Origin of the sequence: Kineosporia sp. A_224 (genome assembly GCF_002198655.1) — a bacterium.
Classification (GTDB): Bacteria; Actinomycetota; Actinomycetes; order Actinomycetales; family Kineosporiaceae; genus R-H-3.
The window spans coordinates 31,978-44,412 of the sequence record NZ_MWLN01000229.1; the positions used below are offsets into that span (position 1 = coordinate 31,978).

The window sequence follows — 12,435 nt, forward strand, 5'->3', positions numbered from 1 at the left end:
GGTGGTGGACGGGACGGGCTCAGGGGCGGGCAGCGGCTCGGGCGTCAGCCCGAGGAGCCCGTCGACGGAGAACCGGCTGCGCGGGCTCAGCGTGAGCAGCACGGCGGCCCCGAGGAACAGCAGGTCGCGGAAGATGTCCCGGACGTAGCCGGGGACCGGGTCGGGGACGGCGTTCCCCGTGTTGCCGAAGCAGCCGCAGTCGATGGCCAGGCCGCGCGCCCAGGCGGACGCGATGCCGCCGAGGAACACGATCATGAGGACAGCGGTCGCGGCGCCGGCGATCCGGGTGCCGAGGCCGAGCACGAGCAGGAGCGCGAGCACCAGCTCGACCATCGGCAGCCCGTACGCGAAGGGCCGCACGAGCCCCTCGGGGAGGATCTGGAACGCCCGCACGCTGCGGACGGTGCCCTCGGCGTCGAGGAGCTTGGGCCAGCCGGCGACGGCGAGGACGCCGGCGAGGAACAGCCGGGCGGCGGTGGACAGCCAGGGCTGCCACGTCGGCCGGCCCGCCGCGAGGCGGGTGGTCAGGGTGGTCATGGGGACTCCGTACCGGGGCGGGCCCGGTGGTCGTGGGGCGTGGACGGCGCACCGGTGGTCGCCGCGCGGGGCGGACGGCGGTGCGGGGACGCGCTCGGGCGCGAGGGCGGCAGGTCGGCCGCGAGGTCGGACGACGGTCAGACGGTGACGGGCGGGCCGCGCCGGCGCAGCGGCGCCGGGCCGTCGAGCCGGGCGACCACGGGCCGCTCGTCGTCCTCCGGGAGGGTGCGGCGCGGCGCGACCGGGACGAGCGCGACGCGGGCGGGCAGGGCCGGCACGACGACGGCGACGAGGTCGGCGACGGTCGCGGCGAGCACCTCGCCGGCGACGACGAGCCGGGCCGCGAGGGCGCCGAGCGCGACGTGGCCGGCGACGACGGCGACCCCGGTGAGGACGGCGCCGACGAGGGCGGTCAGGGTCGGGCCCGCCGCGAACGTGCCCGGGGCGCAGACGGCGTCGGCGCGGAGCATCGCGAGGTGCAGCCCCGCCTGGGCGCCACGGCCGACCGCCGGCAGGCAGCCTGCGCCGGCGCCACCAGGGGTGGTCAGCGCGAGCAGGGTGTGACCGGCGACCTGGGCGGTGACGACGACGGTCGCCAGCCGGAACCGGCCACCGGCCGGGACGAGCAGTGTCACGAGCCCGGCGAGCGCGGCGACGGCGGCGAGGCCGGTCGCCCCGGGGAGCTGCCCGCGGGTCAGGAGGTGGGCGGCGACGACGGCCGGGGTGACGAGGGCGGCGACGACGACGGCGCGCGCGACCCGGTGAGGGGCGCTCGGAACGGTCGTGGACGCCGGCACGCGCTCACTGTACGTCGGCCACATGTGTGCTCGATCGGCACCGAGGGCCTGTCACCTGACCGTGTTCGCGCCCCGGAACGGGCCTCCGGGCCGGATCGGACCGCGGCCAGGGACCAAGGTCACCCGGCCGTCCGGCGATCGCGCCGGTGCAGCAGACCGTGCCGGATCAGAAGATCGTTCCCGAGTACGGCGGCTCCGCCGTCCGCAGCAGCGCGGCCAGTCCCGCGAGGGCGCCGTCCGAGTGCTCGACGGCGAGCCCCGCCCAGCCGGCCGCGCGCAGGTCCCCGCCGCCGAGCCAGACGGCCGAGAGCACGTCGACCGGCAGCGTCACGCCGGCGTTCGCACCGGGCGTCCGGGTGCAGACCCCGCGCCCGTCGTCCCCGACCTCGAGCGTGTACGTGCCCGCCGCCCAGCCGCCGACCGGGTCGACGACCTCGAGGACCGCCGTGCCCGGCCGCTCGTAGCGGCGGGCCGACAGCGCGGCCGCCGGGTCGAGGAGGCGGTGCCACTGGAAGTCGAGCAGCGGCCCGAGCCGGACGGCCCGGACGTCGGTGAGCAGCCCGGTGAGCGGCTCGTCCACCGGGCGCTCGCCGGCCTTCACCGTCTTCACGAGGTCGAGCTCGGCGAGGTAGCGCCAGAGGGCCACGTAGGCCTGCGGCGTCGCGGCCCGCAGCTCGTCGACGTGCACGACGGTCTCGATCGACCGCTCCTGCCAGTCCTCTTTGACCCGGTAGCCGAGGAACCCGGTCGGGGTGCCGTCGTCCGCGGTGTGGACGACGTGGTGCCGCAGCGGCGGGGTGTCGCCGGGCATCGTCGCGGTGCCGAAGTAGGAGTCCCACCAGTGCGGGAAGTGGTCGATCTCGCCGGGGCGGCGGGCCGCCGCGAAGACGGCCTCGGCCACCTCCCGGGCGCGCGCGCCGGGGACGACGTCGACCCGGCCGGACCGGGGAGCGCTCGGGTGCACGTGCGCGCGCCGGACGTCGACCTCGACGGACGCCGTCCGGGTCGCGACACCGTAGCCGTAGCGGCCGTAGATGAGGCCCTCGGAGGCGAAGAGGATCGCCACCGGGACGCCGCGGCCGGCGGCCGCGGCGAGGTCGTCGTGCATGAGCCGGGTGAGGACGCCGCGGCGCCGGTGCGTCGGGCGCACGGTGACCGTGCTCACGGCGTCCGCGACGACGCTGCCCCCGGGGACGCTGAGGGTGGTGTCCCAGGACCGGAACGTGCCGACGCAGAGGTCGCCGTCGAACGCGCCCGTGAGGCGCTGGCCGGCGTAGAACGGCCGCCGGGCGTCGACCCGCTCCGCGGTCACGGGATGGTCGTCGTGGAAGACGAACGCCACGTTCTCGAGGAACCTCGTCAGGGCGGGGGAGGCGGGGTCCACGGTGCGGAAGTCCAGGCTCACCCCGCAGACGCTAGCCGGGCGGGGCGCCGTCGCCCACCGAGTTCCGGGGGCCGCGCTCGAGCACGAGGTCGGCCCGGGGCCGGGTGCCCTCGCGGGCGAAGTGCGCCCGCTCCTGGGCCGCCCAGCGCTCCCAGTGCGGGCCGTACGTCGCGCCGTCGCGCGCCAGCGCCCGCTCGCGGCGCCAGGCCGGCGGCCCGTCGAGCCAGACGAGGAGCGACAGGTAGGGCGCGCAGGCCACGGCGCCGCAGCCGGCCCCCTCGACGACGAGCAGCGGCGCCGCGGGCACGGCGACCGTCGCGCCGTCGGCGCCGGCGGCCCAGTCCCAGCGCCGGTAGCCCGCCGGGCGACCGCTCGCGAGCGGTGCGAGGACGCCGTCGACGAGCCGCGGGACGGCGGCGTCGAGGCCGTCCCAGCCCGGGTAGAGGTCGTCGAGGTGCACGACGGGCACCGCCGGCCCGCCGTCCGGGCCGCGCAGCCCGCGGGCGAGCAGGTCCGCGAACGTCGTCTTGCCGGCGCCGCTCGGCCCGTCGACCCCGACGACGACCGGTGCGGCCGTCGGCGGCAGCGCCGCGACGAGCGCCCGGACGGCGGCCACGGTCGCGACGGCCGCGCCGTCGGTGCCGACCTCGCCGGCACCCGGGATCCGCGTCGCGTCGTCCACGGGCCGCAGCCTAGGGTGCAGTCCATGCCCGTCGCCGTCCGCGTCATCCCGTGCCTCGACGTCGACGCCGGGCGCGTCGTCAAGGGCGTGAACTTCGCCGACCTGCGCGACGCCGGCGACCCCGTCGAGCTCGCCCGCCGCTACGACGCCGAGGGCGCCGACGAGCTGACCTTCCTCGACGTGACCGCGTCCGCCGACAGCCGGGCGACGACCTACGAGGTCGTCAGCCGCACGGCCGAGGAGGTCTTCATCCCGCTCACCGTCGGCGGCGGGGTCCGGACCGTCGACGACGTCGACCGGCTGCTGCGCGCGGGCGCCGACAAGGTCGGCGTCAACACCGCGGCGATCGCCCGGCCCGAGCTGATCGCCGAGGTCGCCGACCGGTTCGGCGCCCAGGTGCTCGTGCTGTCCGTCGACGCGCGGCGCTGCCCGCCCGGGACGACGACGCCGTCCGGCTACGAGGTGACGACGCACGGCGGCCGCCGGGGCACCGGGATCGACGCCGTCGAGTGGGCGCACCGCGCGGCCGAGCTCGGCGCGGGGGAGATCCTGCTCAACTCGATGGACGCCGACGGCACGAAGGCCGGCTTCGACCTCGAGATGCTCCGCGAGGTCCGGGCCCGGGTCACCGTTCCGCTCATCGCGAGCGGTGGCGCCGGTGCGGTCGAGCACTTCGCCCCGGCGGTCGCCGCCGGTGCGGACGCCGTCCTCGCGGCGAGCGTCTTCCACTTCGGGCAGCTGACGATCGGCGAGGTCAAGGCCGCGATGGCCGCCGCGGGCGTCGTCGTCCGGTAGCCGTCCTCCGACCGGCCCGGGCGGCGCGGTGGCTCAGATCCCGAGCGGGGTGCCCTCGAAGGTGCGGACGGCGTCCGGGTCGCCGTCGACCGTCACCCGGGCGTGCGTCGTCCGGCCGAAGGCGTAGAGGACGAGCTCGCCGGGCTCGCCGGTGAGCGTCACCGACGGCTCCGTGCTCACGGCGACGTGCCGGCGGCCGTCCGGCGTGGCGAGGACGACACCGACCCGGCTCTTGCGGAAGAACATCCGCGCCCGGACCGTGACGACCTTCCAGAGCGCGCCCTGCAGACCGGCGTCCAGGTCGCGCGGTGCCCAGCCCGGCCGGGCCCGCCGGACGTCCTCGCAGTGCACGAAGTGCTCGGTGAGGTTCGCCGCGGAGTCCGCACCGGGCAGCGAGAACGCCGACAGCAGCGGCGGCCCGGTCTCGACGAGCCGGACGAGCTCGGCGTAGTCCTTCGCCGCGTAGCCGCGCCGGACCCGCTCCGTCCAGCCGCTGAACGGCCCGAGCACGAGGCCGGGGCCGCTGTCGGCGCGGCGCTCGCGCGCGACGAGGTGCGCCGCCAGGTCGCGCGTCGTCCAGCCCTCGCAGAGGGTGGGGGCGTCGGGCCCGGCGCCACGCAGGGCCTCGACGAGCGCGGCACGTTCGCGGCTGGCGTAGGAAGGCACGGGCGGATCCTCGCACGCGGGCGGCGGGATGCGAACCGGCCGTGAGATGGTTGAAGTCATCCCATGACCTCGCGCGGCGCCCTGCTGCCGTGCCCACGAAGGAGTGCTGTGCCCGCCGACGACCTGTCCGGTGACCCGAGCGGGACCCCGGACCGTCGCGACGTCGTCCGCCGGGGTCTGCGCGTCGTCGGCCGCGGCATCCGCGACGAACCGGTGATCTTCGGGGTCGCCGTCCTCGGCAGCGCCCTGTACGGCGCCGGCACGGCGGGCAGCGGCTACGTGCTCGGCCGGGTCACCGACTCGGTCATCGCCCCGGCGTTCGTCGCCGGCCGGGTCACCGGTGCCCAGGTGTGGGACGCGGCGGGCCCGATCGCGCTCGTCGCACTGCTCACCGCCGTCGGGGTCGTCGTCCGCCGCGCCGCGGGCGGCATCACGATGTACCGGCTCCAGGCCCGCTACCGGCGCGCGGTGACGCGGCAGTACCTGCGGCTGCCGCTGTCGTGGCACCACCGGCACCCCGCCGGGCAGCTCCTGTCGAACGCGAACGCGGACGTCGAGGCGACGTGGGGCGTCTTCGCGCCGCTGCCGATGTCGCTCGGCGTCGCCGTCATGCTCGCCGTCGCGGGCGTCGCGATGGTCGCCGCCGACCCGGTGCTCGCCGGCGTCGGGCTGCTCGTCATCCCGGCGCTCATGGCGGCGAACATCGTCTACCAGCGCCGGATGAGCCCGCTCGTCATGCGGGCCCAGGCGCTGCGCGCGGACGTCTCGTCGGTCGCGCACGAGAGCTTCGAGGGCGCGCTCGTCGTCAAGACCCTCGGCCGCGAGGACGCCGAGACCCGCCGCTTCGCCGCGACCGCCGACGCCCTGCGCGACGCCAACGTCGCCGTGGGGCGCACCCGCGGCACCTTCGACCCGGTCATCGAGGGCCTGCCGACGCTCGGCGTCCTCGCGGTGCTCGCGGTCGGCACGTGGCGGGTCCGCTCCGGCGCGATCGTCACCGGGGACGTCGTCCAGGTCGCCTACCTGCTCTCGCTCGTCTCCTTCCCGGTGCGGGCGCTGGGCTGGGTGCTCGGCGAGCTGCCCCGCACCGTCGTCGGCTGGGAGCGGGTCAGCTCGGTGCTCGACGCCGGCGACGGGATGGCGTACGGCGACGCCGAGCCGCGGCCCGCGTCGTCCGGCCCGGCGGCCCTGGCCGTCGCGGGCGCGGGCTACGCGCACGTCGGCCCCGACGGCGAGGACGTGCCGGTGCTCTTCGACGTCACCCTCGACGTCGTGGCCGGGCGCACCGTCGCCGTCGTCGGGCCGACCGGCTCGGGCAAGTCGACCCTCGCCGGGCTGCTCGTCCGACTCGTCGACCCGCGCTCGGGGCACGTGCTGCTCGACGGGGTCGACGTCCGGACGCTGCGCCGCGGCGGCGTCGCCGAGGCCGCGGCGCTCGTGCCGCAGAGCACCTTCGTCTTCGACGACACGGTCCGCGGCAACGTCGACCTCACCGGGACGCTCACCGACGACGACGTGTGGGCCGCGCTGCGGCTGGCCCGCGCCGACGGGTTCGTCGCGGCGCTGCCGAACGGTCTCGACACCCGGGTCGGCGAGCGCGGGGCGTCGCTGTCCGGCGGGCAGCGGCAGCGCCTCGCGCTGGCCCGGGCGCTCGTCCGCCGGCCCCGGCTGCTGCTCCTCGACGACGCGACGTCCGCGGTCGACCCGCGCGTCGAGGCGCAGATCCTCGAGGGGCTGCGCGGGGCGGGGGAGAGCGCCACGGTCGTCGTCGTCGCGTACCGGATGGCGACGATCTCGCTCGCCGACGAGGTGGTCTTCCTCGAGCACGGCCGGGTGGCGGCCCGCGGCACCCACGCCGAGCTGCTCGCCTCGACCCCCGGCTACCGCAGCCTCGTCACCGCCTACGAGCGGGACGCCGCCGAGCGCGCCGCGTTCCGCGAGCACGGCACGACGCCCGACACCGGCGAGACCGGCCCCGGCACCGAGCAGGCGGACGTCGCGCCGCAGGAGATCTCATGAGCACCACCGACCGGGCGTCCCGCACCGCACGGGCCGCGACCGGCTCCCACGACTCGAGCACGATCGCGACGGCGTCCGGCCGCGGCGTCGTCGCCACCGTGCGGCGCGGGCTCGAGGTGTCGCCCGAGATCACCCGCGGCGTCCGGGTGACGCTGCTCGTGGCCCTCGTGTCGACGGCCGGCAAGGTCGTCGTCCCGATCGCCGTCCAGCAGACGATCGACCGCGGCATCAACGGCCCGGCCGGGCCGCGGCCCGGGCTCGTCGTCGGGCTCGCGATGGCCGCGGCCGTCGGCGTCCTGCTCACCGGGGTGTCGTCGTACGTCGCCAACCTGCGGATCTTCCGGGCCACCGAGGCCGGCCTCGCGACGCTGCGGACGAAGGCCTTCCGGCACGTCCACGACCTGTCGGTGCTCAGCCAGAACGCCGAGCGGCGCGGTGCCCTCGTGTCCCGGGTGACGAGCGACGTCGACACGATCTCGACGTTCATCCAGTTCGGCGGCCTGCTCCTCGTGCTGTCGACCGGGCAGCTCCTCGTCGCGACCGTCCTCATGGCGGTCTACTCCTGGCAGCTCGCGCTCCTCGTCTGGGGCTGCTTCCTCCCGCTGTTCTTCGCCTTCCGGCCGTTGCAGCGCCTCGTGTCCCGGGCCTACGCGCAGGTCCGGGTGCGGGTCGGCGACATGCTCGGCGCGATCTCGGAGTCCGTCGTCGGGGCGGACACGATCCGTGCCTACGGCGTCGAGGGCCGCACCCAGGAGCGGATCGACGCCGCGGTCGGCGCGCACGCGAAGGTGGCGATGCGCGCCCAGGTGCTCGTCGCCGCGAGCTTCACCGGCGGCGTCCTCGTCTCCGGGCTCGTCGTCGCGGCCGTCGTCGCGGTCGGCCTGCTCACCGGCGTCGGCGGCTCCCTGACGCTCGGCGAGCTGCTCGCCTTCCTCTTCCTCGTGCAGCTGTTCACCGGGCCGGTCCAGATGGGCACCGAGGTCCTCAACGAGCTGCAGAACGCGACGGCCGGCTGGCGCCGCGTGCTCGCCGTCCTCGACACGACGGCCGACGTCGCCGACCCGGGGGAGCGTGGCGTCGCGCTGCCGCGCGGCCCCATCGAGTGCCGCTTCGAGGACGTCTGGTTCTCCTACCCCGGCGGCGAGCCGGTGCTCAAGGGGATCAGCCTCGAGCTCCCGCCGCGCGCCCGGGTCGCCGTCGTCGGCGAGACCGGCTCCGGCAAGACGACGCTCGCCAAGCTGCTCACCCGGCTCGCCGACCCGCAGCAGGGCCGGGTCCTCCTCGACGGCGTCGACCTGCGCGACGTGCGGTTCTCGTCGCTGCGCGAGCGCGTCGTCCTCGTGCCGCAGGAGGGGTTCCTGCTCGACGACACCCTCGCGGCGAACATCGCGTGGGGCGCCCACGGCGCGGACGACGACGCGGTGCGGCTCGCGCTCACCGAGCTCGGCCTGCTCGACTGGGCGCTCGGCCTGCCGCACGGCCTCGCGACCGAGGTCGGCCAGCGCGGCGAGTCGCTCTCGGCGGGGGAGCGCCAGCTCGTCGCGCTCGCCCGCGCCTACCTCGCCGACCCCGACCTGCTCGTCCTCGACGAGGCGACGTCCGCCGTCGATCCCGCGACCGAGGTGCGGATCCAGCGCGCCCTCGACGGCGTCACCCAGGGCCGCACCTCGGTCGCCATCGCCCACCGGATGAGCACCGCCGAGGCCGCGGACCTTGTCGTCGTCGTCGACGCCGGCGAGGTCCTCGACGTCGGCCCGCACCACGAGCTGCTCACCCGCTGCGGGGTCTACCAGCGGCTGCACGCGAGCTGGCGCGCCCAGCAGCGCGCCGCCTGACCCGCGCGTCGTCCCCGCTTCGCGAGGCCCCTCTGAGGAAGATCGGCCTCGATATGCACGGCGATCTGCCTCAGAGGGGGATGACGGGCACGGGCGACCGGTCCGGTACGGGAGGATGTGCGCGTGCCCCGGATCACCGACACCGCGCTCGACCCTGCCGTGGCGGCCCGTCTCAAGCGGGACGCCGACGGGCTCGTCTGCGCCGTCGCCCAGCAGCACGGCACCCGCGAGGTGCTCATGGTCGGCTGGATGGACGACGAGGCGCTGCACCGCACCCTGACGACCGGCCGCGTGACCTTCTGGAGCCGGTCCCGGCAGGAGTACTGGCGCAAGGGCGACACGTCCGGGCACGCCATGTTCGTCCGCGGCGTCGCGCTCGACTGCGACGGGGACGCCCTGCTGCTCACCGTCGACCAGGTCGGCGGCGCCTGCCACACCGGGGACCGCACGTGCTTCGACGCCGGCGCCCTGGACGTCACGAAGGACGTCACGCACGACGTCACGCACGACGTCACGACGGAAGGAACCGACCAGTGAGCACCACCCCCGAGGCCGTCACCGACGCGACGCCGACGTCCGCAGGGCCTGCGCCGCACGAGGTCCCCGACCTCTCGCTGGGGTCGACGTGGCCGAGCCTGGAGACCTTCCGGGTGCTCGCGCGGGACCGCCGGGTCATCCCCGTCGTCCGCCGGTTCCTCGCGGACGGCGAGACCCCGATCGGGGTCTACCGCAAGCTCGCCGACGACCGGCCCGGCAGCTTCCTCCTCGAGTCCGCCGAGCACGGCATGTGGTCGCGCTGGTCGATCGTCGGGGCGGCGTCCCGGGCGACGCTCACCGCGCGGGACGGCCGGGCGACCTGGCTCGGTGAGCCGCCGGTCGGCGTCCCGACGGACGGCGACCCGCTCCTCGCGCTGCGGGACACCGTCGCCGCGCTGTCGGCGCCGCGGCTGCCCGGGCTGCCGCCGCTGACCGGCGGCATGGTCGGGTTCCTCTCCTGGGACGTCGTCCGGCGCTGGGAGCGGCTGCCCGACACGACGACCGACGAGCTGGGCGTCCCCGAGCTGTCGATGAGCCTGGCGACCGACCTCGCCGTGCTCGACCACAGCGACGGCACCGTGCTGCTCGTCGCGAACGCGGTGAACTACGACGCGACGGACGACCGGGTCGACGAGGCCTGGGCGGACGCCGTCGCGCGCCTCGACGCCATGACGCACCGGCTCGCGCAGCCCGCCGCCAGCACGGTCGCCGTCCACGCCGCGGTCGGCGGCGCCGGGGCCGACGTGCCCGGCGTCGAGGGCCGCAGCAGCCGCGAGGAGTACGTGTCGGCGGTGCTCGAGGGCAAGGAGGCGATCCGCGACGGCGAGGTGTTCCAGGTCGTCCTCGCGCAGCGCTTCGACCTCGACTGCCCGGCCGACGCGCTCGACGTCTACCGGGTGCTGCGGGCGTCGAACCCGAGCCCCTACATGTACCTGTACCGCACGACGGACCCGGCCGGGCGCCGGCTCGACGTCGTCGGGTCCAGCCCCGAGGCTCTCGTCAAGGTCCGCGACGGCCGGGTCATCACGCACCCGATCGCCGGCACCCGGCCCCGCGGCGGCACGGTCGCCGAGGACGCCGCGCTCGCCGACGAGCTCCTCGCCGACACCAAGGAGCGCGCCGAGCACCTCATGCTCGTCGACCTGTCGCGCAACGACCTCGGGCGGGTCTGCGTGCCCGGGTCGGTCGAGGTCGTCGACTTCATGGAGGTCGAGCGCTACAGCCACGTCATGCACCTCGTCTCCACCGTCGAGGGCGACCTCGCCCCGGGCCGGACGGCGTACGACGTGCTCCAGGCGACCTTCCCCGCGGGGACCCTCTCGGGCGCCCCGAAGCCGCGGGCCATGGAGATCATCGACAAGCTCGAGCCGGTCCGGCGCGGGCTCTACGGCGGGGTCGTCGGCTACCTCGACGTCGCCGGCGACATGGACTTCGCGATCGCGATCCGGACGGCGCTGCTCGCCGACGGCGTCGCGTACGTCCAGGCGGGCGCGGGGATCGTCGCGGACTCGGTGCCCGAGCGCGAGGACGAGGAGTGCCGGAACAAGGCGGCCGCCGTCCTGCGGGCGGTCGCGACGGCGTCCACGCTGCGCGCGGCCGGCGGCGAGGAGGCCTGACGGTGCGTTCGTCGAAAGGGCTCGCGGCCCTGCTCGTCGTGCTCGGCGGGCTGCTCGCGATCCTCGCGGGCGGCCGCACCTGGCTGTCGGTGACGCCCCTCGGGGCGACCGTGTCCGCGGTGAGCGGCGCCATCCCGGTCTCCGGCCGGGAGGCGGCACCCGCCGGGTCGGCGCTCGGGCTCGTGGCCCTCGCCGGCGCCGTCGCTCTGCTCACGTCCGGTCTCGTCGTCCGGTCCGTCGTGGCCGTGCTGCTGGCACTCTGCGGGGCCGGGCTGGTCGCCGTCCCGCTCGCCTCGGGCGCCGACGGCTTCGGGGGCGCCGCGGCCGACGCCGTGGCCCGGGTGACCGGGGCCCGGATCACGAGCGGCGGCGGGTTCGTCGCGTCGACGACGGCCTGGCCCACGGTCTGCGCCGCGGCCGGCCTGCTCGTGCTCGCCGGCGCCGTCGTCGCGCTGGTCCGCGGCCGGCGCTGGGCCGGGCCGTCGCGGCGCTACGAGGCGCCTGCCGTCGTCGGGGCCGCGGCGACGGCCGCGGGAGCGGCCGCCACGGGCAGCACCCCGGACGCCGGTGCGGCGACCGCGCGGGACCGCGCCTACGACACCTGGGACGCCCTCTCCGACGGCACCGACCCGACGGCGGACGACGCGCCGCCGACGTGACACGTCACGCCCGTGGTGCGGCACCGCGCCCGGGCGACCTGGCACAATGGCCGCGACCCGGGAGGAGAACCATGACCGACAGCCAGGCAACCACGCCGGCGCACGACTACGAGCAGGACCACGGGAACAGCGTGGCGGCATGGACCGGCGTCGCCCTCATCATGCTGGGCTTCCTCGTCTCCTCGATCGGCGTCGGCATCCTCAGCCTCTGGGTGAGCATCGCCGGCGGTGTCGTCGTCGTCATCGGCGCTGTCGCATGGAAGGTGCTGTCCTCCATGGGGTACGGCGCCGGCACCCACTGACGTCCACCGACGCACCCGCCGTGCAGCCGCTGACGCGAACGGTGAGCCGCACGTCACGACGCCTGCTCGCCCCGTGGGGGCTGGCAGGCGCCGTCGTCGCGGCGACGGTCGCCCTGCGGGTCCGGGACCCGCACGCCGGCGGCTGGGGGACCTGCCCCTTCCTCGCGCTCACGGGCCTGCCGTGCCCGGTCTGCGGCGGCCTGCGCGCCGTCAACGACCTCACCCACGGGGACGTCGTCGGAGCGCTCTCGAGCAACCTCGTCGTCGTCGCGATGCTCCCGGTCGCCGCGGTGTGGTGGGTGCGCTGGGTCCGCCGCTGCGCCGACGCGCCCGAGGGGACCGGCCCGGCCGCTGTGCTGCCCGCCCCGTCGCCACGCGTGACGTGGGTGACCTTCGTCCTCGTCCTGGCCTTCGGCGTGGTCCGCTGGCTGCCGGCCGCTGCGTGGCTGGCCCCCTGACCCGGCGCGGATCGCTAGGCTGCGGCGCACCTGCGCACAGACACATCCACGAGAGGTCAGGACGTGACGAACGACCCCGGCACCACCGGTACCCCCGGCGAGGACCCGACGCCCGGTACCCCGCCGCCCCCCTCGCCGTACGGCGCGC

Annotated in this window: 12 protein-coding genes and 1 pseudogene; 8 read left to right on the plus strand and 5 right to left on the minus strand. The window is 76.4% G+C overall.

The annotated features are described in order from the left end of the window. The 4 genes and pseudogenes from EDJALFJO_RS36635 to EDJALFJO_RS30965 all read right to left on the minus strand — a co-directional run. Positions 1–537: pseudogene (locus EDJALFJO_RS36635) on the minus strand (MauE/DoxX family redox-associated membrane protein); the annotation flags it as partial. Positions 538–674: 137 nt separating this feature from the next. Beyond that, positions 675–1,334, minus strand: a complete 660-nt coding sequence (locus EDJALFJO_RS30955; protein ID WP_143448891.1) for a hypothetical protein — start codon at positions 1,332–1,334, stop codon at positions 675–677. Positions 1,335–1,500: 166 nt separating this feature from the next. Then, positions 1,501–2,739 carry a GNAT family N-acetyltransferase gene (locus tag EDJALFJO_RS30960; RefSeq protein WP_088290397.1) on the minus strand — a complete coding sequence of 413 codons (1,239 nt, stop codon included), beginning with the start codon at positions 2,737–2,739 and terminating at the stop codon, positions 1,501–1,503. Between the two features lie 10 nt (positions 2,740–2,749). After that, entirely contained in the window at positions 2,750–3,400 is a 651-nt protein-coding gene (locus tag EDJALFJO_RS30965; protein WP_198950806.1) for a hypothetical protein, read from the minus strand. Between the two features lie 24 nt (positions 3,401–3,424). Between EDJALFJO_RS30965 and hisF the strand changes: the two genes are divergently transcribed. After that, a complete protein-coding gene (gene hisF / locus EDJALFJO_RS30970; protein WP_088290399.1) occupies positions 3,425–4,195 on the plus strand; it encodes an imidazole glycerol phosphate synthase subunit HisF in 771 nt (256 codons plus the stop codon). A 33-nt stretch (positions 4,196–4,228) separates the two neighbouring features. Here the strand turns inward: hisF and EDJALFJO_RS30975 are convergent, their stop codons facing one another. Next, positions 4,229–4,861: a TIGR03085 family metal-binding protein gene (locus EDJALFJO_RS30975; protein WP_088290401.1), complete on the minus strand. Its 633-nt coding sequence runs from the start codon at positions 4,859–4,861 to the stop codon at positions 4,229–4,231. Positions 4,862–4,924: 63 nt separating this feature from the next. Here EDJALFJO_RS30975 and EDJALFJO_RS30980 point away from each other — a divergent pair, with 63 nt between their 5' ends. The 7 genes from EDJALFJO_RS30980 to EDJALFJO_RS31010 all read left to right on the plus strand — a co-directional run bounded on the left by EDJALFJO_RS30980 (position 4,925) and on the right by EDJALFJO_RS31010 (position 12,287). Next, positions 4,925–6,880: an ABC transporter ATP-binding protein gene (locus EDJALFJO_RS30980; RefSeq protein ID WP_088290403.1), complete on the plus strand. Its 1,956-nt coding sequence runs from the start codon at positions 4,925–4,927 to the stop codon at positions 6,878–6,880. Continuing rightward, positions 6,877–8,715 carry an ABC transporter ATP-binding protein gene (locus EDJALFJO_RS30985; RefSeq protein ID WP_088290405.1) on the plus strand — a complete coding sequence of 613 codons (1,839 nt, stop codon included), beginning with the start codon at positions 6,877–6,879 and terminating at the stop codon, positions 8,713–8,715. Before EDJALFJO_RS30980 ends, EDJALFJO_RS30985 begins: the two co-directional genes overlap by 4 nt. A gap of 123 nt (positions 8,716–8,838) precedes the next feature. Further along, positions 8,839–9,252 (plus strand): phosphoribosyl-AMP cyclohydrolase, encoded by a 414-nt coding sequence (hisI, locus tag EDJALFJO_RS30990; protein ID WP_088290407.1) that lies wholly within the window; start codon positions 8,839–8,841, stop codon positions 9,250–9,252. Positions 9,253–9,329: 77 nt separating this feature from the next. Continuing rightward, positions 9,330–10,868, plus strand: a complete 1,539-nt coding sequence (locus EDJALFJO_RS30995; protein WP_198950809.1) for an anthranilate synthase component I — start codon at positions 9,330–9,332, stop codon at positions 10,866–10,868. A gap of 2 nt (positions 10,869–10,870) precedes the next feature. Then, positions 10,871–11,527 (plus strand): Trp biosynthesis-associated membrane protein, encoded by a 657-nt coding sequence (locus tag EDJALFJO_RS31000; RefSeq protein WP_158220631.1) that lies wholly within the window; start codon positions 10,871–10,873, stop codon positions 11,525–11,527. A 71-nt stretch (positions 11,528–11,598) separates the two neighbouring features. After that, positions 11,599–11,829: an HGxxPAAW family protein gene (locus EDJALFJO_RS31005; RefSeq protein ID WP_088290413.1), complete on the plus strand. Its 231-nt coding sequence runs from the start codon at positions 11,599–11,601 to the stop codon at positions 11,827–11,829. Between the two features lie 20 nt (positions 11,830–11,849). Next, the gene (locus tag EDJALFJO_RS31010; RefSeq protein WP_233150139.1) at positions 11,850–12,287 is read left to right on the plus strand and encodes a DUF2752 domain-containing protein; all 438 of its coding nucleotides are present in this window, start codon (positions 11,850–11,852) and stop codon (positions 12,285–12,287) included. Positions 12,288–12,435 lie beyond the last annotated feature (148 nt).

What these genes read in the sequence shown, in the direction of transcription:
- EDJALFJO_RS31005 (WP_088290413.1), top strand. Translation starts at nt 11,599, where the DNA reads ATGACCGACAGCCAGGCAACCACGCCGGCGCACGACTACGAGCAGGAC.
- EDJALFJO_RS30985 (WP_088290405.1), top strand. Translation starts at nt 6,877, where the DNA reads ATGAGCACCACCGACCGGGCGTCCCGCACCGCACGGGCCGCGACCGGC.
- hisF (WP_088290399.1), top strand. Translation starts at nt 3,425, where the DNA reads ATGCCCGTCGCCGTCCGCGTCATCCCGTGCCTCGACGTCGACGCCGGG.
- EDJALFJO_RS30980 (WP_088290403.1), top strand. Translation starts at nt 4,925, where the DNA reads ATGACCTCGCGCGGCGCCCTGCTGCCGTGCCCACGAAGGAGTGCTGTG.